The organism is Mycoplasma sp. 527 (assembly GCF_053851595.1).
The window spans coordinates 122,564-143,942 of the sequence record NZ_JBSQAY010000001.1; the positions used below are offsets into that span (position 1 = coordinate 122,564).

23 protein-coding genes and 2 tRNA genes are annotated in these 21,379 nt (G+C 27.4%); 7 read left to right on the forward strand and 18 right to left on the reverse strand.

Annotated elements, in window-relative coordinates; genetic code table 4:
* The first annotated feature begins 43 nt into the window (after positions 1–43).
* The 5 genes from ACWXVQ_RS00525 to recU all read left to right on the forward strand — a co-directional run bounded on the left by ACWXVQ_RS00525 (position 44) and on the right by recU (position 5,564).
* Complete coding sequence (locus tag ACWXVQ_RS00525) at positions 44–1,111, forward strand: hypothetical protein (protein ID WP_455966302.1); 1,068 nt, start codon at positions 44–46, stop codon at positions 1,109–1,111.
* Positions 1,112–1,330: 219 nt separating this feature from the next.
* Positions 1,331–1,849, forward strand: coding sequence for a peptide-methionine (S)-S-oxide reductase MsrA (gene msrA / locus ACWXVQ_RS00530; RefSeq protein ID WP_444705098.1), 519 nt, complete (start codon positions 1,331–1,333; stop codon positions 1,847–1,849).
* A 192-nt stretch (positions 1,850–2,041) separates the two neighbouring features.
* On the forward strand, positions 2,042–2,893 hold the full coding sequence (locus ACWXVQ_RS00535; protein WP_456013199.1) for an MAGa7180 family putative nuclease: 852 nt from the start codon (positions 2,042–2,044) through the stop codon (positions 2,891–2,893).
* Positions 2,883–5,009 carry a UU173 family protein gene (locus ACWXVQ_RS00540; protein ID WP_455966300.1) on the forward strand — a complete coding sequence of 709 codons (2,127 nt, stop codon included), beginning with the start codon at positions 2,883–2,885 and terminating at the stop codon, positions 5,007–5,009. Before ACWXVQ_RS00535 ends, ACWXVQ_RS00540 begins: the two co-directional genes overlap by 11 nt.
* A 51-nt stretch (positions 5,010–5,060) precedes the next feature.
* Positions 5,061–5,564: a Holliday junction resolvase RecU gene (gene recU, locus ACWXVQ_RS00545; protein ID WP_438340781.1), complete on the forward strand. Its 504-nt coding sequence runs from the start codon at positions 5,061–5,063 to the stop codon at positions 5,562–5,564.
* On the opposite strand, the gene ACWXVQ_RS00550 is transcribed toward recU, so the two are convergent.
* The 10 genes from ACWXVQ_RS00550 to prfA all read right to left on the reverse strand — a co-directional run bounded on the left by ACWXVQ_RS00550 (position 5,554) and on the right by prfA (position 15,189).
* Positions 5,554–5,850 (reverse strand): HU family DNA-binding protein, encoded by a 297-nt coding sequence (locus tag ACWXVQ_RS00550; RefSeq protein WP_438340782.1) that lies wholly within the window; start codon positions 5,848–5,850, stop codon positions 5,554–5,556. The two genes, recU and ACWXVQ_RS00550, sit on opposite strands and share 11 nt — an antisense overlap.
* 29 nt (positions 5,851–5,879) lie before the next feature.
* On the reverse strand, positions 5,880–6,854 hold the full coding sequence (locus ACWXVQ_RS00555) for an NAD(P)H-dependent glycerol-3-phosphate dehydrogenase (RefSeq protein ID WP_455966298.1): 975 nt from the start codon (positions 6,852–6,854) through the stop codon (positions 5,880–5,882).
* Between the two features lie 2 nt (positions 6,855–6,856).
* Positions 6,857–8,173 carry a ribosome biogenesis GTPase Der gene (der, locus tag ACWXVQ_RS00560; protein WP_444705100.1) on the reverse strand — a complete coding sequence of 439 codons (1,317 nt, stop codon included), beginning with the start codon at positions 8,171–8,173 and terminating at the stop codon, positions 6,857–6,859.
* A complete protein-coding gene (gene cmk / locus ACWXVQ_RS00565) occupies positions 8,173–8,841 on the reverse strand; it encodes a (d)CMP kinase (protein ID WP_455966296.1) in 669 nt (222 codons plus the stop codon). The genes der and cmk overlap by 1 nt, the downstream gene beginning before the upstream one ends.
* Positions 8,841–9,131: a hypothetical protein gene (locus ACWXVQ_RS00570; RefSeq protein ID WP_455966294.1), complete on the reverse strand. Its 291-nt coding sequence runs from the start codon at positions 9,129–9,131 to the stop codon at positions 8,841–8,843. The genes cmk and ACWXVQ_RS00570 overlap by 1 nt, the downstream gene beginning before the upstream one ends.
* Before the next feature lie 3 nt (positions 9,132–9,134).
* Positions 9,135–10,244, reverse strand: a complete 1,110-nt coding sequence (locus ACWXVQ_RS00575) for a hypothetical protein (RefSeq protein WP_456013201.1) — start codon at positions 10,242–10,244, stop codon at positions 9,135–9,137.
* Between the two features lie 81 nt (positions 10,245–10,325).
* Positions 10,326–12,167, reverse strand: a complete 1,842-nt coding sequence (gene topA, locus ACWXVQ_RS00580; RefSeq protein ID WP_438340788.1) for a type I DNA topoisomerase — start codon at positions 12,165–12,167, stop codon at positions 10,326–10,328.
* Between the two features lie 90 nt (positions 12,168–12,257).
* Positions 12,258–13,364, reverse strand: a complete 1,107-nt coding sequence (gene dnaJ / locus ACWXVQ_RS00585) for a molecular chaperone DnaJ (RefSeq protein ID WP_455993996.1) — start codon at positions 13,362–13,364, stop codon at positions 12,258–12,260.
* A 35-nt stretch (positions 13,365–13,399) separates the two neighbouring features.
* Positions 13,400–14,110, reverse strand: a complete 711-nt coding sequence (locus ACWXVQ_RS00590; RefSeq protein WP_438340790.1) for a peptide chain release factor N(5)-glutamine methyltransferase — start codon at positions 14,108–14,110, stop codon at positions 13,400–13,402.
* Complete coding sequence (gene prfA / locus ACWXVQ_RS00595; protein WP_444705103.1) at positions 14,110–15,189, reverse strand: peptide chain release factor 1; 1,080 nt, start codon at positions 15,187–15,189, stop codon at positions 14,110–14,112. The genes ACWXVQ_RS00590 and prfA overlap by 1 nt, the downstream gene beginning before the upstream one ends.
* A 95-nt stretch (positions 15,190–15,284) precedes the next feature.
* On the opposite strand from prfA, the gene ACWXVQ_RS00600 reads away from it, so the two are divergent.
* Positions 15,285–15,359 (forward strand) — tRNA-Thr (locus ACWXVQ_RS00600).
* A gap of 101 nt (positions 15,360–15,460) precedes the next feature.
* On the opposite strand, the gene ACWXVQ_RS00605 is transcribed toward ACWXVQ_RS00600, so the two are convergent.
* The 5 genes from ACWXVQ_RS00605 to ACWXVQ_RS00625 all read right to left on the reverse strand — a co-directional run bounded on the left by ACWXVQ_RS00605 (position 15,461) and on the right by ACWXVQ_RS00625 (position 17,775).
* Positions 15,461–15,535 (reverse strand) — tRNA-Trp (locus ACWXVQ_RS00605).
* Positions 15,536–15,571: 36 nt separating this feature from the next.
* Complete coding sequence (locus ACWXVQ_RS00610) at positions 15,572–15,796, reverse strand: phosphopantetheine-binding protein (protein WP_444705104.1); 225 nt, start codon at positions 15,794–15,796, stop codon at positions 15,572–15,574.
* A gap of 8 nt (positions 15,797–15,804) precedes the next feature.
* Entirely contained in the window at positions 15,805–16,350 is a 546-nt protein-coding gene (locus tag ACWXVQ_RS00615) for an MHO_1590 family protein (RefSeq protein WP_438340793.1), read from the reverse strand.
* Positions 16,350–17,483 carry an MHO_1580 family protein gene (locus tag ACWXVQ_RS00620; RefSeq protein WP_444705105.1) on the reverse strand — a complete coding sequence of 378 codons (1,134 nt, stop codon included), beginning with the start codon at positions 17,481–17,483 and terminating at the stop codon, positions 16,350–16,352. The genes ACWXVQ_RS00615 and ACWXVQ_RS00620 overlap by 1 nt, the downstream gene beginning before the upstream one ends.
* Positions 17,467–17,775 carry an MG284/MPN403 family protein gene (locus ACWXVQ_RS00625; RefSeq protein WP_444705106.1) on the reverse strand — a complete coding sequence of 103 codons (309 nt, stop codon included), beginning with the start codon at positions 17,773–17,775 and terminating at the stop codon, positions 17,467–17,469. The genes ACWXVQ_RS00620 and ACWXVQ_RS00625 overlap by 17 nt, the downstream gene beginning before the upstream one ends.
* Positions 17,776–17,899: 124 nt before the next feature.
* Between ACWXVQ_RS00625 and ACWXVQ_RS00630 the strand changes: the two genes are divergently transcribed.
* Positions 17,900–18,607, forward strand: coding sequence for a pseudouridine synthase (locus tag ACWXVQ_RS00630; RefSeq protein ID WP_438340796.1), 708 nt, complete (start codon positions 17,900–17,902; stop codon positions 18,605–18,607).
* A gap of 16 nt (positions 18,608–18,623) precedes the next feature.
* Here the strand turns inward: ACWXVQ_RS00630 and ACWXVQ_RS00635 are convergent, their stop codons facing one another.
* From ACWXVQ_RS00635 to efp, 3 genes are read right to left on the reverse strand one after another with little or no spacing between them, the layout of a single operon-like run.
* Positions 18,624–20,465 carry a hypothetical protein gene (locus ACWXVQ_RS00635; protein ID WP_456013202.1) on the reverse strand — a complete coding sequence of 614 codons (1,842 nt, stop codon included), beginning with the start codon at positions 20,463–20,465 and terminating at the stop codon, positions 18,624–18,626.
* A complete protein-coding gene (locus ACWXVQ_RS00640) occupies positions 20,458–20,769 on the reverse strand; it encodes an MMB_0454 family protein (RefSeq protein WP_438340798.1) in 312 nt (103 codons plus the stop codon). The genes ACWXVQ_RS00635 and ACWXVQ_RS00640 overlap by 8 nt, the downstream gene beginning before the upstream one ends.
* Positions 20,769–21,326 carry an elongation factor P gene (gene efp, locus ACWXVQ_RS00645; protein ID WP_438340799.1) on the reverse strand — a complete coding sequence of 186 codons (558 nt, stop codon included), beginning with the start codon at positions 21,324–21,326 and terminating at the stop codon, positions 20,769–20,771. The genes ACWXVQ_RS00640 and efp overlap by 1 nt, the downstream gene beginning before the upstream one ends.
* Positions 21,327–21,379: the final 53 nt, after the last annotated feature.

Sequence of the window (21,379 nt, forward strand, 5' to 3'; positions counted from 1 at the left end):
CAATTGGTATTATAAACTTGTTGCTGAAAGGTTAAGATGTTATATGAGTAAAAAAGATTTATTGATGCTAGAGAATCGAATAAATTCATGTACAACCTTTGGAGAATTTTTAAGAAATATTTTCACAATTGCCAATATTAAGACAAATGATGTTTGCAAAAAGATTAAAGCCGATCGAAGAAAAATATTTAATTTGTTAAACGATTTAAGAGATGATGTTAGTCTTAATTTAATTCAAGATTTAGAAAAAATGCTAGACCTAAAAATTGGCTATTTAACAAATAAATGATATTTTTTTAGAAATAATCTTAATGTCGGCCCATTAGATAAAGCAGAAATAATTAAAAGACTAGGCTGGGAGATACTTGAAAAAAATCGTTATCTTACTAATATCTTAGGTGATAATAGGCTTAGCCAGTCGCCAAGTGAAGAAGAAATAATTGAATTTCTTGAAAAATATTATGGAACATTGAACATCGAGGAATATTCAAAGTATATTTCAAAACATTTGTATATTAATCATTGCAAAATTACAAAACATAATAGAATCCCTTTTATTCGTTTTTGTGAATTGTTCATTAGAGAAAATTTTAAAGGAAAAGACATTGCTTCAAGATCAAGATTTAAGGAATATTTACCAAAATTTGTTATTGTTAGATTAATTGATACACTGTTTAATGAAATTGATTCTTTTGATGAAAAAATTAGTAAAGTTTCTTTGCTTCTTAAAGATAGAAATATTGAGTTAATAAAACTGCCCTATATTGAAAAAACGATGACAAGATCGATAACCTTTTCATTTGGTCCTAAAAAATATATTATTATAACTGATATGTATAATTCCGAAATATTGATTTTATTTTCACTATTTAGAGAAATTATGATTTGCTTTAATCCTTGATTATCAAGAGAAGAGTATTATGAAGAATTTAGAAAAAAATATGATATTTGAAGAGGATACAATAAGGCTAGAAATTTAAGAATGATTGATGATATTTTAGAAGGAATTAAGCAAATTTCTTTGCTTGATAAGAATAATGCTAATTTTTATGAAAATATTCTTGAAATTTATAAGAGCATTGCTAAAAAATATAAAAAAATAAAATTTTAGATGTTAAATATTTTAAAAACTACTAAAAATAAGTTGATTTATAACAAAATAAAAAAACATAAAATAAAGGCTGATATCTTTTTTTATTTTTAATGTTATTATATTAAAATAAACTAATAATAATTTAAATTATGAATACCTAATAGAAATTAAGATATATTTAGCTTGGTTTTTAAGTATTATATTAACTTAAAATTAAATTAAATAAGGAGGAAAATTATGAAAAAAACTATCTATCTAGCTGGCGGATGCTTTTGGGGTGTGCAAGCCTATTTTTCGCGCTTAAAAGGTGTTATAGAAACTAAGACTGGTTATGCAAACGGTAATACTGATGTAACCTCATATTATCAAATTAAATCAACCTTACATGCTGAGACAGTGAGAGTCATTTATGATAATGAGAAAATTTCTTTAGAGGAACTTGTTTTACACTTATTTAGAATTATTAATCCAGGATCCTTAAATAAGCAGGGAGGTGATATTGGTATCCAATATCGAACCGGTGTATACTATGATAATGAAAGTGATTTTACTAAATTAGAAAAGTTATTTAATATTTTAAAGGGAAATTATAGTGAATTTTATGTAGAACTTTTACCTCTCACAAATTTTGTAATCGCAGAAGAATATCATCAAGATTATTTGCAAAGAAATCCATCTGGTTATTGTCACGTAAGACTTGATATTGAACCTGAATTAAATGAGAGTGAGAAAAAAATTATTAATTCATTAAAATAATATCCTTATATTAATGTAGGTAACGAGAAAAAAACATAGCAAGAAAAGCTATGTTTTTAGTTAAATCTATATTATTTCGTTTATTTTTTTAAAAAAATTCAAATATAGTTAACATAATACTTAGTAAAATTAATAAATAATAACTTAAATGTATTTATTTTTATTTTTTTTAAGTATAAGTGAGGTAAATAAATGAATGAAGAAAAGAAAATAATTATTCCCAACCGCTTGCATTATAACGGCAATCAATATGTAGTTGATCATGAAACAAAAACAGTTAAATTAACTGCTGAATACCATAAAAACTTATTATCAAAAAAACCTGGTGAATTTGGCGGTTTTAGAAAAATAACTGGTTCAGCTCTTGGAGATATTTTAAAACTAACTCAGTTTAATAGCCCTTTTGCTGCATTTGCGAGAATAGCTAATTTTAGATTTCCAGTATTGGACCCGAAATATGTAAATGCCGGAGTTATTCTAGAACCTAAAATTCTTGAAAAAATTGAAAAATCATTCAATTTACCTATTCAACGGTTCCCTGCCGAAAAGTTTAACTATGATTATTTCAAAAATAATCTTTTCTTTGGCGGATTACCAGATGGCTATATTGCTGAAAAGAAGATGATTATTGAAATAAAAACCGTCGGAAGCAAAAAACTTGAATCTTGGAAACAAGGTATGATTAATGTTGCTTATTTAAAACAAGCACAATTATATTCGTATTTGATGGGGGCCAAACATTTTGCAATTATTGCTTGTTTTTTAGAAGAAGAAGATTACAAAGACCCTAATTTAGTAGACATAAATAATCGAGTTGTTAAGGGCTGACCTTTTGAGGTAAATGAAGAACAAGTCTTGGATGATATGGTAGCATGCAAAAAATGATATGATAAATACACAAAATTAGGTATTAGTCCTACTTGAAATAATAGTATAGATGTTGATATTGTAAAATATTTAGAATGTAAGAATTATGATGAATGAAAAAAATTATATCTAGAGTGAGTTAATGAAGGCAAGGCTGTGGCAGAGTATGAAAAATAAGGTAAGATATTCATTTAGCGATTTTTTAGTTGCTAATACTACACACCCATGGTTAGTATTTAATAGCATTGATGGCAATTTAGATTCAAGCCATGAAATTTTTGCAGGTAATTTTAATTTTGATTTAGAGGACGATAATGATTCTAGTGTCAACCATGAACTTATTAACTTTTATTTCGATAAAATAGACAATATTTCAAACGAGTTTGCGTCTAAATATTTAGATAAGGAAAAGCAAGACTATATCCAAGAACTCGACACCCTGGAAAAAATAGATTTTTTAAAGGAAACAGTTCGTAATAATCATGAATTAATTAATAACACAGTTGATGAAGATGTATATAAAAATTTAAATTTTCTTTTTTCCATTTTTACAACAGTTAATATTCTTTCCTCGGGCTTAGATACCGTTTATGATCAGGCAATTGATTTTTTAGTTGATTTTTATAAAGAAAGATATCATATAAAGGACGAAGAAATCAAATATATATCATTGAAGCAAAAGCAGGATGATGTATTGGCTGATACAATTAAATCAATAAATGAAAATTATCGTTTGATTATAAACCCAGCCTTTGAATATCAATCTTGTTATGCAAAAGTTGCTTTCTATGATACAAAATTAAAACATTTTGGTGATTTAATTTATTCGCAAAAAACGAATAGAAAAAATCTATTAAAGGCATATTGAAATTATAATATCATCACCAAATCACTAAATAGTGATATTAATGAGATATTTTTGTTAAAACCTAGATATCAAAAGAAAAAGAATGTAAGAAAAAATATCCTAAAGTTCAATCTGTCAAAATATTGTTCTCCAAATAAAGGCGGCGTAGATATTAAACCTAATGATAAAGTCTTATTATCCGAGGATGAAGTTGAAGCTAAATATATTTGTGATCCTAATTTTGCATATACAAAACCAGTAAGATCAAAAAAAACAAATAATTTATCAATCATTGACCATGTTAAAGGTGAATTGATTTCCGCTGGATACGATTTTAATGAGAAAAGATTGGCAAATATTGAAGAGCACACAAAAAATATAAGTGATTATACGTGTTCATTTAAAGAGTTTATTTATTTGATTAATAATAGAGATTCGCTACAAATGGATTGAACTTTAACTAAGGATGATTTCATTGACAATTTTAATTCGAATATTTTCTTTTATAAATTAGTTGAAAAACAGTTCCCTAAATATAAATTTGGAAGCAAAAAAATATTAAAGCTAATTTCCGGTTTAAATAATGATGTTGATTTACTAACAAAGAGAACTGTTAGTGAATTTTATGATAATAATCTTATTTCTATAAATCCAGAAATACAAAGCATTTATGAGTATAATGTAATAACGGATAAGAATGCCAAGATTGCTTGGTTTGATTTTGAAGGTGTAACATTACCTACTCCAATGCTCGATTATTTGCCAGCATGAAATCAAGTAATATCTCAAACATCAATTGTAAAGACGCAGAATGATGAAATTTATGAAAGTAATGATTATGTTTATGATCCTTTAACTTTTGATATCAATACATATAAAAAAATTATCGATGATTTATATGACCAAGAAATTTCATATTATATTATTTACAATATAAATTATGAGAAGAGCAGATTACTTGAAATAAAAGAGTCGCTTCATATTTATTGTTTACAAAATAAATTAGACGAGATTCAATTTAATGAATATGCAAAAAAAATCGATTTTATTGTAAACCGTCTTGTTGACATATGCAATTTTTTTTCTGGACGAAAACAGAAAATTTTTGTTGTAGATAGAATGATAAATCTAGGATATATTAATGGATCATATTCAATAAAAAAGATTGAATATTTTGTAACAAATAATAATTTAAATAAACATTTAAAATATAATATCACTCCATATTCAAAACTTAATGTTAAAAATGGTTCGGAGGCGCTAACAATTGCTACGACAAGAGCCCTAAATCTTATTAAGGATAATGAATGAAACCGAAAAATTAAAGATCTAAAAATTTATTGTCATAATGATGTTATGGCGATGTTAATGGCTGCAGAACTGGTTAAGTATTTGTTAAAAAATAAGGACGAATATTTTGAAAATTTTTATAAATACAATAAATAATTAGAGAAAAAACAAGGAAAAATTTTATTGTTTTTTTGTTGTAATTCTAACATGAAAGCTAATTTCAAAAATCGCGGTATGTTATTAGAAACAATCATCAATCAAACGAGAGAGTTTTATTTTAAGAATAGCATTTGTATTATCCATAAGAAGAATCTTGATATTACTTTTAAATCTGTTCAATTGCATGATAAAAAGTTGAAACTAGATAATGCAATAATCAGCAGCAAAAGCTCTGTTGATTATTATGGAATATATAAAGGAAGGTTTTTGGCATTTGAGGCCAAAAGTACTGAATCGGATGTTTTACCTTTTAATAATATTAAACAGCATCAAATTGAATACCTTGATCTTATTAAAAAGCATAATGGTATTGCTTTTTGAATAATTTATTTTAAGCCTAAAAATTTATTTTTGTTAATTGAACATCATATTTTGCAGGAAAAATTTAAAACAAAAAAAGCCCTTCACTATGAAGAAGCCTTGTGTTGAGGAAAAAAATTATCATTATCTTTTCCTGGAATATTGAACATAGTTGAGAATATTACTTTTTAATTTTTTGATATATTTCATCAACTTTTGATTTTAAAACATCTGAAAACTTAAATCTTGGGTCCATTTTTGAAGGAACTTCAATTTCCTCTTTTGTAATGTTATGCTGTTGGGTTTTTGCAGCTACATATTTGGAGGAAAAAACGCCGAAACCTGAAATAGTTATTTGTCTTGAATTAGCTAACTCTTCAATAATGATATCGACAACTTGATCAAAAATTGATTCAACCATTGCTTGTTGAAAGCCCGTTTCTTCCGATGTTTTTTTAATTAATTCTCTCTTTGTCATTATTCAGACTCCTTAATTTAATAAATAGTTTAAACCCTTTTAATTAAGCTATTAATAATAATTTGGGGATTTTCTTTATTATATACTATTTTGTAAATTCCTTCTATTAATGGTAAATTTAGTTTATTTTTAGATATATTTTGATGATAAATATATTTTAGAGCATATAACCCTTCGACGGTTGTTTGGCTATCATCTATTTTATTTTTTAGGAAGTTTAAACCATATTGGTAGTTTCTTGATTTTTCTGATAATCCTGTAAGAATTAAGTCGCCTAAGCCACATAAATCATATATTGTTTCGGTTTTAGCGCCTAAAAATTTTCCATATTTTACCATTTCTTTTAATCCCATAGTTAATAGCGCTGCCTGTGTATTGGTCGAATATCCTAATGATGCGATTATGCCTGATGCTATTGCTAGTATATTTTTATATATTGAGCCTATTTCAGCGCCAATAACATCATCAATAGCCGAAACTGCAAATCAGTCATTTGTGAATATTTTTTTAACTTCATTAGCTTTATTTATATCCTTTGAAACGACATTGACAATTGTTATGTGTTTATTTATTATATCAATAGCAAAGGAAGGACCGATTAATGAAGTTATGCCTTTGATGTTTATGTTATCTTTTGCCATTTCAGCCATTTTGTTATGTACAAAACTGTTTGTATTAGGCCAAAAACCTTTTATTACATTAATAATTGTTACGTCGTTTTTGATTAATTTTATTAATTCTTCAAAAACAGGTGGAATAAATCTTGAAGGTATTGCTATGATGATAAATTCAACATTTTCTATTGCCTTTTCAAGGATTTTTGTTGTTTTGAAATTGGTAATTAATTTATTATCAAAATATTTTTTATTAAAGCCCTTTTCAAGGTCCTGCAATTCATTATCATTGATGCCATAAAATATAACGTCATGTCCGTTTTCAGCTAAAACATTTCCACATGCAGTACCCATTGCCCCGCTACCAAGAATAGCTATTCTTTTTTTCATAATTATTTGTCCTCTTTTTTATTTTTATTTTTTAGTATAAGGGTAATAGGTGTTCCACTAAAATCAAAATTTTGCCTTATTTGGTTTTCTATATATCTTAAATACGTAAAGTGCGCACATTTTTCATCATTTACAAATAATAAAAAAGTTGGAATTTTTCCATCAATTTGTCTTGCAAAGGTTATTGATAATCTTTTACCCTTAATGGGTGAAGCAGGTTTTATCATTTGTGCAGTCATCATTACTGAATTCAATTGATTGGTAACTATTTTTCTAGAAATATTGTTTTTAATTTTAATTATTTCATCTTTTAGTTTGTTTATTCTAACTCTGTTCTTAGCAGATATAAAAACAATAGGTGCTCAATCTACAAATTTTAATTTCTTAGAAAGATTTTTTTTGTAAATATCCATTGTATTGGTATCTTTTTCAATTAAATCTCATTTATTTACAATAATAATTAATGGTTTTTTTAAATCATAGGCAATCCCAATAATATTTTGGCTAAAATGACTAACTTCTTCTGTGGCATCTAACATTAATAAACATAAATCAGCCTCCTGTATTGAATCTGTGGCTCGCATTAATGCATAGTGCTCGATGCTATTGGATAATTTACTTTTTCTTTTAATACCTGCTGTATCAATAATTTCAAATTCCTCATTTTCAATTTTTATTATCGAAGAGACAGAATCTCTAGTTGTTCCAGCAATATTCGATACAATAGAACGTTCCTCATTGGTAAGGGTGTTAAGTAGCGTGGATTTTCCGACATTAGGCGAGCCTAATATGGTAAGTTTAAAATGATTTGTTTGTTTGTCATCATTAAAATTTAGATTTTTAACTATTTCATCTAGCAAATCGCCAACTCCATCGCCATGAATAGCGCTTATTGGAAAAATGCTTTGAAACCCCAATTTATATATTTGATTATCAAAAAATGTTTTTATATTTGATTCTAGTTTATTCAAAACAAGCAAAACTTTTTTGTTTGATTTTCTTAATAAACTAGCGACAAAAAAATCTTCTGATGTGATCGGTTCTCTACCATCAACTATGAAAACGATAATTTCAGATTCATTGATTGCTACTTCTGCTTGTTTTTTAATTTGCTCTTTAAAGTCTTCGTTTTCTTGTGTTATTCCTCCGGTATCAATAATATTAAAATCATATCCAGACCATTTTGCGCTATGATAAATTCTATCTCTAGTAACTCCAGGAGTATCATAAACAATTGATTTTCTTTTATCAATTATTTTGTTAAAAAGAGTTGATTTTCCGACATTAGGCTTTCCTATTAACGCTATTGTATTTTTCATTAGTTTAACCTCTTCTTGACCTCTTTTAGCATTACTAAAAAGTTTTCATCCACACTCATATTTGTCGAGTCAATCCTTATACTGCCTTCACTTTCTATTAATGGATCTATATCACGGTTTGTATCATTTTCATCTCTTATTTTAATTGATTCTAAAATTTCATCATATTTGGACTCTATACCAAGTAAATTATTTTGCTTTAAACGGCGATGAGCTCTAACTTCTGGTGTGGCTCATAAGAAGAATTTTGCTTCTGCATCTGGAAGAATACGGTAAGTAGCATCTCTTCCATCGACAATTATTCCCTTTTCTTGTGCGCCTTTTTTTTGAATGAATGTATTAACTTTTAAACGTACAGATTGATATTTTGCAATTGCTGATGCATACAAAGAAACTCTATCCTCACGAATTTTTAGGGTAATATCTTCTCCTCTTAGAAAAATTTTTTCATCTTTTGTTATGAATAAGTCCTCAAAATTTCATGCTTTATTAATTTCTGATTCGTTATTAGAATCAATGCCATTTAATATAGCATTATATGCAATAGCACGATATAAATTTCCGCTACTTATAAAAATATAATTTAACTCACTAGCCAGCATTCTGGCCATTACAGTTTTGCCTACGCCGCTAGGTCCATCTATTGCGATATTAATTTTATTTTTCATTACTTATTTTCCTTCCTAAAGTCTTTTATGAGTTTTTCTAGTTGTTTATCAGTTTTTAGTTTGATAGGTTTAAATTTTTCTTGGATTGGTTGTTTTTTTAGCAAATAGATTAAATTTTTGATTAATAGTGTGATATCATCAGATTGATTATTATTTAATTTATTAAGCAAATCGTTTTGGTCGATGTCAAGGTTGTATTTTTGTGCTACTTTAATTAGTTTTATTGCGACTTGATGATCGCTTTTGATGATTGCCTTTAAATTGTTATAATTTCCCTTATCCTTACTCATATTTTAAACATCCAAGGTGAAAATTTTTATTTCATTATTGCTTTTAATTTTTTTGTTATTAATATTAACAAACTGATATTTGATGGTCAATTCATTAACACCTTTTTTCGGATTTCATAAAACATATTGGTCATTATCTTTTTCTTTAAACGGAACAATTTCAAAAGTTTTCTTTGGATATATGTCTTGTGCAGCATTAGTTTCATTTATCGCCTTAACAAATCATGAAAAAATTTCTTCTTGAAAATTATTGGCCTTGAAGATTTTATCTACTTCCTGTTTTAAGTTATTAATTTTAATTTTTAAATCTTCTAATTCCTGCATTTCCAAAGGAGTTTTTGATTCTTTTTCATTAATGTCTTTTCGTTTTTCTTCATATTTCAGAATTTTTTCTTTAATTTTTTTGTTTATCTCATCATATTTGCTTACAATCTTTTCGGCTTCTTTTTTAATTTTTGGTCATTCTTTTGAAAACTCTGTGCCTTGATGTGTTTTTAAGGTATTTGATAAAAAAGTTACAACTTGGCTTGATTTATAATAGTATTTTGATTCAGGGGTGGATTTTATTTTATTTGTTTCAAAAACTCCACTTGCATATTCATAATTTAAAAAAACTTCATAATGAATTCTAAGGTCAAAAGGGTTATTCTGAATTCTTTCAACATCTGTAAAATGAAAATCTAAAAACTTTGATTTTTCAAAATCGAGGATAATATTAATTTTGTTTTTTAAAAATTTATCCGCGTCAAATGGTTTTGGCCGATTATTGAGGATTTTTCTTTGTTCAAAAGTAAGTTTGCTCTTGTTCATTTTAATAATATCTTTATAAGTATTATCAAAATCTTTGGTTCGGATTTCTGCAAGTTTTTGTTGATTTTTAAAATCTTCATACAAATTCTTAGCTTGCAACGATCCTATGATATTTTTTTCTAAGAGAATTTCCTTGGCTTTATTATTGAATTTATCAATTGACCAAAATTCTTTTTGAATTGTTTGATTATTTTTAACAATATAATATATAGCACCTGCTACTGCAGATAGAGTGACAGTTGGTATTACAAAAAGTGTTCAAAAGTCTGATTTTCCCCTAGCTTTCTTTTGCCTATTTTTCATGATTAATATTTTACATATTAATATTTTTTTTAAATAAAATAAAAATAAAATACATAGTATTTTACGAACTTATGTATTTTATTATTTTTTTGCTTTTTTTCTTCTGTAGAATTTTTTTACAGGATTATCAATGTTCTTAATAAAATTGCATTTAGGGAAAGCAGAGCAACCAATAAATTTTTGCTTAGTTAGTTTTGTATAGCGATAAACGAGTTCTGCATTGCATAAAGGGCAGCTTTCATTAGGTTTGGCTGGCTCCAAAATGGTAACATTTAATTGATCCTTTATATCTTCATAGCGTTCATTGAAACTATCTCAGAATTTTTTCATTAAAGTTTTGTATTCTTCTTTTCCTTCTGAAATTAAGTCTAATTTTTCCTCAACCTTAGCTGTATATTCTTCATTAATAGTTCTTGGGAAACTTGTTAAAAGTTTTTCAAGAACAACCTTTCCGAATTCTGTGGGTACTAGATGTCCGTCAATTGGTTCAACAAATATTCTTTGTTTTAATACTTTTATTGTTGATGCAAATGTTGAAGGCCTTCCAACTTTAATATCATCAAGTTTTTTAATTAACGAACCTTCGCTATAACGTGCAGGCGGTAATGTTTTTTTGTCCTCTTTAATAAAATCTTTTGCCTTGATGATATCGCCAATTTTAATATTTGGAATATTAATTAATGACTCTTTGCCTGAATAAATATAATAACCGTCAAAAAGTATTCTACTATACGACATTCTAAAATTATTGTTCCCGTTATGTAAATTAAATCTTACAATTTCTTTTTCAGGACAGCTCATTAGTGACATTATTGTTTTATCATAAATCATCTTATATATTTCAAAATCGATATTGTTAAGATTATACTTTTGTAATGCTAATTCTGGTGTTAATTCAATGTATGTGGGTCTAATTGCTTCGTGAGCATCTTGAGCGCCAGAAAAACCTTTTATTTCTTTAGCTACATATTGGCTACCATATTGTTCAGTTATGTATTTACGAGCTTTTTTAACAAATGTTTCACTTAATCTAGTTGAATCAGTTCTGGGGTATGAAATTAACCCGTTTTCAAAAAGTTTTTGGGCTGATGATTGCACTGCCTGGGAATTGTGTTTTGCTTCCTTGTATAAAACTGATTGTTTAAAAGGTGTATAAGCCGATTCCTTGCGTTTAGAAACATTGATGTCATCAACAATTAGTTCATAGTTGCTATTTAATAATTCAAAAAGTATTTTTTCACCTTGTTCATTGGTTAACCAAGTATTATCTTCATATTTTTTGTCTTTTTTTAAGTACAAAGGAATGTTGACATCATTATCTATAATTGCTTCAATTTTTGAATAAATTATTGGATCAAATGTTTCAATTTCGCGCTCACGATCACAAACTAGTTTTAAAGCAATGGATTGCACTCTTCCTGCCGAAGGGTTAGTAGGAGCATTTTTTACTTTTTGCATCATTAATTGTGATAGTCTAAAGCCTATAATTCTATCTAGCATCCTTCTTGACTTTTGTGCTCTTACAAGGTTTTCGTCTATTTCAGAAGGATTTTCAACTGCTAATTTTATTGCTTCATCTGTAATTTCATTATATCTTATTCTTTTGTATTTATCTTTTAATTTTAAGGTTGAAATTAGATTACTTGCTATTGCTTCGCCTTCGCGATCGGGGTCAGTTGCAATTAGAACTTCGCTAGCATTTTTAGTTGCTTTTTTTAAATCTGAAATGGTTGACTTTTTCATTGGATCAGGAATCATCTCTGGTTCTCAATTTTCGAAATCTATTCCAAGATTATTTGTGCCTGATGTTGCCATTTTTAAAATATGCCCTGAACTAGCAATAACTTTAATTTGATCACCAACAATTTTTTGAATTGTTTTAATTTTATTTGGTGATTCGACAATCATTATTTTTTCTGACATAAGCTAAGCCTCTCTTCTGAGTAAAATATTTTAAAATGTTATCAAAAATAATAGCACAATTTTATTTTAAAAAACGAATTAAAAAAACGATTAGAATTTTTTTAATCATTCTTCTCGTTTTGTATCACTTGTATTTTTAAATATTTCCTTAATTTGAGAATTATCGCTCTTGCTTAATTTAGGAACATATAAATCAAATTTAATGAATAAATCGCCTTTGGAACTAGAATTTTTATATGGGTATCCGCAATTTTTGATTTTAAATGGTTCATTTATTTTAATGCTATGGTCTAACTTAATTTTTTTTGTTCCGTATGGTGTTGGAACATTAATTTCCTCTTCGAGTAATAAGCTCTTAATTGATAAAGGCATTTCAATGTAAAGATCATTATTTATTTTTTTGTATTTTTTGCTAGGTTTAATAGCGAATACTATATATAAATCTCCAATATTATTTCCGTTTGATGAAGGTTTCCCAAAGCCAACAATTCTAATTGTATCCCCATCCTCAATCCCTACCGGAATATTTATCTTTTGAATAGTCTTTGAATTTACTGTTTTTTTGCCGTGGCATTGATGGCATATCTTATTTATTTTCTTGCCCAATCCTAAACATACTGGACATGGCTTTATGGTAGTAAATATTGCAACTCTTTGTTGTATTTTTCCAGAACCATGGCAATTATTACATAAAATTACATCAGAAGGGGTGTCTGCACCGCTGCCCTTACAATGACCGCAAACATCATATTTATCTAGGTTAAGATCAATTGTTTTTCCATATAGTGCATCTTCAAAATCAATGTTTAATATTAGTTGTAGATCTTGACCTCTTTGATGGTTTGATTCATCAAAATTTGAAAATGATCCAAAAATATCCCCAAAGATATCAGCACCAGAAAAACCTCCGCCAAAACCCTCAAAAAAACTACGGAAAATATCCTCCGAATCCCCGAATTGATATCCATTAGCATCAAAGGCGTTATGACCAAATTTATCATATTTTGCTCTTTTATTTGTGTCTGATAAAATTTCATATGCTTCTGATATTTCTTTAAATTTTTCTTCAGCATCAGCATTTTTGTTTTTGTCTGGATGATATTGCATTGCCAATTTACGGTAGGCAGCTTTGATTTCCTTTTCGGTCGCACTTTTATTTATGCCTAAAACTTCATAATAGTCTCTTTTATTCATCATAATAATAAAATTTTAGCACATTTTTAATTAGAGTGCTATTTTTTAAGGTCATCATATTTTAGAATTGCAATTCTAAAATTTTTATTAATATCTTTTTTAAATGTAACATTAGAATATTCCTTTTCAATTCATTCTTTGGCATAATCATCAATTTCAAGAATTAAGTAACCATTATTTTTTAAGAAATTTGGTGCTTCTTTTGTAATTTTTTTGTAAAAAAATAATCCATTATCCTTGGCAAATAACGCTTGCTTTGGTTCTCATTTTAAAGAAGAAGAAAATAAATGTTTCTTGTTTAAATAGGGTGGGTTGGAGATAATTAAATCAAATTTTTTGTTTATTTTTTTAAATAAATTACTTCTTATAATATTGTATTTTGATAGATTATTAATTTTTGCATTTAATTTAGTTTGTTTGATTGCTTGTCTTGAAATATCTGATAATGTTACATTACATCCTATATTTTTGCAAATAGCAAGACCAATAAAACCTGAACCGCAGCATAAATCTAGGACATCAGAATATTTGCTAATGTAATTATATGATTCGATGATAACCTCTTCTGTTTCGTATCGTGGAATTAATACATTATATCTAATATCGATATGGATATTTTGCATTGTTTGATATCCGATAATTTTTTGTACCGGATAGTCCTTTTTTAATAATTTTTCTTCCTTTTTTGAAACAAAAAGAGGTAGCTCATATCTTCTTTTTTCTTGTAGCAATACCTCTTTTTTAATCATTATAAACCTGCTTCTTTTATTTTGTGAGCTTTTTCATCAGCAATTAGCGCCTCAATAATTTTTTTCAAATCACCTTCCATAACTATTTTTAAGGAAGTTGAAAACCCGATTCTATGATCTGTAACCCGATCTTGTGGATAGTTGTAAGTTCTAATTTTTTCACTTCTTTCTCCGGTACCCGCAAGTTTTCGAAGTCCACTTTCTTCTTCTTCGCGCTTTTGAACTTCTAGTTCATAAAGTCTACTTTTTAATACTTTTAAAGCAGTTTCTTTATTTTGGATTTGACTTCTTTCATCCTGTGATGTAACTACTATTCCAGATGGTTTGTGTGTAATTCTAACTGCAGAGTCTGTTGTGTTAACTGACTGGCCTCCCGCTCCTGAAGATCTAAACACATCAATCTCGATTTCATCAGGCTTAATTTCTATATGAACGTCATCATCTACTTCAGGTAAAACCGTAACTGTCGCTGTTGAAGTATGAACTCTTCCCTGTGTTTCAGTTAATGGTACTCTTTGGACTCGATGAACTCCTCTTTCGAATTTCATTTTTGAAAACACTTTTTCACCCTTTATACTAAAAACTATCTGACTATATCCACCTGCTGAACCGTATGTGTAATCAATAATTTTTATTTTAAATCCCATTTCTTCACAAAATTTTTGGTACATTCTAAACAAATCGCCTGAAAAAATATTGGCCTCATCGCCGCCAGCAGCCCCGCGAATTTCCACAATAACATCTCTTTCATCGTTTTCATCGACTGGCAATAGTAATTCTTTTATTGTTTCTTCAAGTTCGTGCATCTGTTCTATTTGTCTATTAATATCATTTCTTGCTAATTCAATCAATTCAGCATCTTTTTCATTGTTAATAATATCTTTTGATAATAAGTATAGTTCTTCAATATCTTGGTATTTTTTGAATGATACATAGATATCTTCAATGCTTGCTTTTTCTTTAGATATTTTTGTGTATTGTTTGATGTTGTTATAGATTTCAGGATCGTTTAGTTTTTGCTCTAATTCCAGGAATTGCTTCTTTATTGAGCATAGAGATTCATACATTGTTTTTTCCATAGTAATAAAAGTATATTTTAAATTACTATAATTTGCGTCAAATTTATTAAAAATAATATGCATTTTTTTATATAATTATTAGCGTATTAAATATTGCCGTCATAGCTCAGGGGCAGAGCACTTCCATGGTAAGGAAGGGGTCGCTGGTTCAATTCCAGTTGACGGCACCATATGTTTAATTGCCAAAAGCCAATTCAATTGGCTTTTATTTTTCTTTTTGTAGAAAAATAGAACAACCTTAGTTGTTCTATTAAAACATTTATTAATGATATGGCACGGGTAGCAAGACTCGAACTCACAACACACGGGGTTGAAGCCCGTTGTTCTACCATTGAACTATACCCGTATAAGAAACGCTCATAGAATATTATACATTTTTTTTCTATTTTGTATATTTTTGCTCTATTATGTAAATAATATCACCAATGGTTTTTAATTTTATTAGTTCTTCGTCTTTTATTTCTATTTTTAGTTTTAGTTCAATATCTGAAACTAATAGAACCAGATCTAAACTATCGATATCAAGATCCTTAATTAATGTTTCGTTATTAAAAATTTTTTTTGTATGTTTTTTAAGTTCGTTAAATACTAATTCTTTAAAATTCATAAATATTATTATAACTTATTTGTATTTATCTTGTATGTTACAACACTTTTTTCTTTTTCACTGCTCCATTTAAAAGTTATTAACAAATTTTGGTCATCAATTTGTTTGTAAGCATATTCAACTTCGCCTTCAGTTACAAGCATTCTATTTATGATGTCTTTTATGATATAAACTATCATGTCTTCATCAATTCAAGCCTGCCCGTTTCTATAGTTTAATTTGTCATAATAGTCACTGCTCTTTATATTAGGGAAAACATCATTTCAATTAATATTTTTCTTTTCCTGTGGTTCTATGTATGAATCTTCTTTATGGTCATTTTGTTCCAATTCATTCTCTTTATTTTTTAAATCTTTTTGTTGCTGGCTTTTTTTAATTGATAGTTTATTAGTTTTGTCGTTTAATTTTTCTTTTTGAATAGTATCGACTTGGCTACTTTCTTTTTCTTTGTTTTTTTGTTGTAATACTACAAATGCTGTCGCCAACCCAGCGCAACCACCAATCGCTATGGTTAATGATGTTCATAATAATAATTTTTTACTTTTTTCACTCATTATTTACCCCCTATTTGTTCTATTGATTGCAAAGAGTTTGCCATTTTGATTACGTCTGCAAAATTATCGTATTTAATTTTGTGCCATTTTTCATCTGTAAGTCAACCTTTAATTGATCTTGTATTCATTCTTATTAATCCATTGTTGATATCAAAAAAAGGTTTTTCAATTTCCTGTGAATAACTCATTTTGAAGGACTTTAAATTTTTGCCTATATCAAGGTTAATTTCATAACCATATGTTCCCTTGTATTTTAATGGTATTAGAATCCCTAATTTTGCATTAAGGTTTTGATTATTTACCATAACAGTATCTGAAAATTTATCATAATAAGAATATGTATCTATAACTAAGTCTGCATTATTAAAATTATGATAGCTAAGCTTAGTATCATACTTATTTTTTGCGTAGTCATAAATGTTTGCAGATGAAAATGTTAAATCATAAATATCGCTATTATCTAGAATGTATTCTTCATTAGTCTCTTGATCGCTTTTGGCAATTTTTAGTGATAATAGTTTGATGTTATGAATTCCTTGTTTTAAATTGTTGGTATTAAAGAATAAATTCAAATATTTTGTTTTGAATTTATGGTTAATTATGTTCTTATTAATGCGGTCCGGTAGTGATTTTATTTCAATCTCACTTAATACATTTATGGCCTTCGTATTATTTAGATTTATATTTTTAGATCTTGGATTGTTTTTAATTCAATAGGTAAATGCTTTTGCTTGATATCATAAATTTTTCACCTTATATTCAATTTCAAAATTGATATTTGCTATGTCATTAAATTCCAATTTATTTTTAGAATCATTATCACTATTATAAGTTAGTATAAAGTGACCACTATTATATTCATATTTTGGCTTGAATTCTATTATTTTATTATTAATTAGTCCATTAACTCTTATGGCCTCTATTTCTTTTAATGGATTTTTATGCTCAAATGTAATAATAAATTTATCACTTCTTATAATGCGTCTGATTTTAATTGTGGTTAATTCATTGAAACTATTTCAGTTTTCTAAATATTTTCTTTGTTTTGCATTTATGATATATTCTTCCATTCACTGTTCTTGCTTATTTTCTAATGAATGAAGTTTGGGGGTTTCATTAAAAGCAATAAACATAATCTATAAATAGGTCTACTAAATAATTTAATTTCTTATAATAAGCATTTTTAGATCAGTTTTCAAGATATCACGACGAATCACTATCTACTGTAATGAAATCATTAATGAAGATTTTTTTATAGTCCTCACTTAGCGAACTTATGAAAAAATCTAACAATCCTACATTCTTAGTATCTTTCATGTTATTTTGTATTCTTTTAAGTTTTTGATTTAGGCAAAAATCAATTATAAAAGCTCGTTTTCTTTGCAAACTCATACTTTTAAGATTTTTAATTTTGTTTTCCAACATTTTTCCTCCTGCTTTAATTAAATTAGATAAATCAAAAAGATAAATAAAAAAGAAACTATGAACACAAAATATTTATAATATAAATATATTTTTTTTAACGTGTTATTTGAAGGGTTTGTTAATTATGGAAAACAAGGTTAAATTGCAAAAAATGATTTCGGATTTTGGTTTTTGTTCGCGACGCGAGGCTGAAAAAATGATTATGCAAAAAAGAGTATTAGTTGATGGTCAAGTTGCAAAAATCGGTCAGAGAGTTGATGCTGAGGCTGTTATTAAAATAGATGGCGAGATCATCGAAAGAAGTGATAAAAAATTTTATATATTACTTAATAAACCTCGAAACACCATTTGCACTTTAAGAGATCCGCAGGGCAGAAAAACTATTTATGAGTGAATGGGAATGGATAAATATTGCTATTCAATTGGAAGGCTTGATTTTAATACAACAGGAGTAATAATTATTTCTAACGATGGCAATTTTGCTAATATTTTGGCCCATCCTTCATCTAATATAGAAAGAGAATACATTGCAACATTGGAAAAGCCAATGAGTGAAAAAGATTTAAATTTTTTAAACTCTAATTTTGTAAAACTTAATGGTGTTTTTTCTAAACAAACAATAAAACATATTAAAGATTTAACCTACTCTATAGTTCTTAAAGAAGGTAGAAATCATCATGTGAAAAATCTTTTTTTATTAGTTAATAATTTTGTTAAAAAATTACACAGAAAAAGATATGGAGTTATTACAGATGATGGTTTAAGAGTTGGAGAACATAGGCATATTACGGCCTCTGAGTTGGAATGGTTTAAAAAAATTAAAAAAAGCTAGGTAGATATATAAGAACCTAGCTTTTGTTATTAATGATTAATTTTATATTTTTTTCAATATAATTAAAATCTGATTTAATTTTGTTGTTTGAGTTATTTATGTTGAGGTTATATTTAGCATATTTCATTCAACCTTCAGAAATATCTTTTGTGAATGTTATAGCCGTTTTTTTATCATAATTTAATTTTGCAATATTTTCATCATTTGATATTGAAATTAAATTCAAGTTATGCTTATTAGCAATTTTGAATGCAATCTGGAGATCGTTGCCTTTGGCTAAAAGGCTATATTTTGAATCATTTTTTAGTACATGATAAGACCCTGATAGAAATTTGTATTTTGAAGTTTTTTCACAATTTCAATTGCTATGAAAATTGGCTATAATGATTACGGGACCATTAAATTTATTAAGGTAATATTCAATAGAGCCCATCAATTCATTAAGATCGCCAGGATATAAAATTTTTATATTAGGAATTTGCAATAAAATACCTATTTGTTCCTCATTTTGGTAATAAATATTAGAGTTTTCAACAGAATTTAAGTCATTTTTTAGAATATATAATACCTTTAGGTTATCACTAACAGATTTTTTGATTCCTTGAATTAACTTGTCTGTATTTGATAAGGAATCAATTATTATTGGTTTAAAATTTGAGTGTCCAAATATACCATTTGCAATTAAACTCATTGCCTCGTTTTTTAATCCTAATAGTAAAGAACGGCCATCTTTGTTGTTAAAATCAAAAACTCCGTTAGTTGATTTAATTCTTGTTATTGGATCTAGCGAAGAAGAAAGTAGGAAAGCGTTTTTGTATTTATCAAATATATTATTTAAGATAACAACCATATTAGAGTAGATATCGCCTGAATTTGATATAAAGTTATCATTTACATTTTCTTTTAGATCTTCTCCCAAGAATTCAATTAATTTATCTGAAGCAGTTCATTTATTAAATAAATCGTTATTATAATTAATAACTTTCTTATACTCATCTACCACTTCTTGATATTTCTCAAAAAAGTCACCACGCTTGAAGTTAGTTGTTTCTTTGAATTCCTCAATTTCATCTACTGTTAAATAATATTTATTATTGTAGTAGTTGTTAAAATTATTAACTGCTAATTCAACAATTGAACTTTTGATTTCGATAAGTGTTGGTTTTTTTGCCTTCTTAGCTTTCGATATTGCGTTTGCAATAGATTTATAATTAGCATCCTTTAAAATAATATAATTAAATCCATATGATTCATATGTTTTTCTAATGTCATTACTATTCTTTTTAGAATTAAAGTTATTTAATAATGTGTTTGAATCATATAGCACAATTAGTTTATTTAGTTTGATTGATCCTGCATATTGTAGAGCTTCAGTCGCAATGCTTGTTTCTAGATCTTTGCTTGAAGCAAAAACATATGTAAAGTGATTTATTTCAGAAAAATTACTTGATAAAAAGGCCTCAGCAACCGCAACACCAACAGCCTCTGCAATACCACAACCATGTTTGCCTGATGAAAAGTCAATACCAAGTTTGTTATTGCGTTTTAAATAGTTATGATATTTGCAACTTGGTTTATTAATGCTTTCAATTTCTTCCTTCGTAATAAGATTCATTAAATATAAAATTGTGTAATAGGTGGTATTTACATCCGGGCACGAAACAATGAATCTATCTCTAGATATTCACTGGGGATTATTTATATCAAATTTATAATGAAAAGCAAAGAGCGCATGAAAAATCTTTGCAGCGCTAATATTAATTGCTACATTTGGATTTTTAGTATTTGCTATCTGGGCTAATGAATTAATTTTTATATTATCAATAGCTAAATTATTAATTCTTCTATTTTTAAACATTTTCAATTCCTTCAAAAACAATGTTAATATTGTTTGGTCTAACATTGATTAATGAATAAATTCTTTGTTCAAGCATGAATATTGCGTTCTTAGTTTCGAATGATAATATAGCTTCTTTTTTTAACTTGTAAGAAATAAAAATCTCAATATTATTTGTGCTATTTTTTATATTAATAATAGGTTTTTTTGTAAGAATTATTGAGTCTTGAGACTCAAAAAATTGATTTATTGCTTGATAAATAACATGTTCTTCAACCTTGAAGTCAAAATTCATTCTTGTGTTGACTGAGATAAAATTGCTCATTATGCTCTTCCTACATATTTACCAGTTTCAGTTGAAACCAAAATTGTTTCTCCTTCTTTGATGAATAGAGGAGTTTCGACTACATAACCGGTTTCCAAAGTAACTTTCTTTTGGGCGGCTTGAGCTGTGTTTCCTTTAACTGCATCTGGCGCTTCTGTTACTACTAATCCAACATTAGCTGGTAATTCAATATCCAAAACTTCTGATTCATATTTTCTAACAATAACTTTCATACCTTCTTTTAAAAAATTGACTTCTCATTTTATTGTTGATACAGGTATTTCTATTTGTTCGAATGTTTCTTGGTCCATTAGCACAATGTTATCTCCTGCATTGTATAGATAGTCCATTGAGACCTTATCGATCATTGCTTTTTCTACTTTTTCACCACCAGTAAAAGATTTTACAGTTATTGATCCGGTTCTTAGATCTTTTGCCTTTGCTTTAACATTGGCTTGGCCCCTTCCTTGTTTTGAGTGTTGTGCTTCTAAAACAACATAAATATTACCGTCTAATTTAAAGGTTACACCCGGTTTTAGGTCATTAACATTTATCATAATTTAACTCCTTAAAATATTGTTTATTAATTATATTTGCTTTATATTGTTAT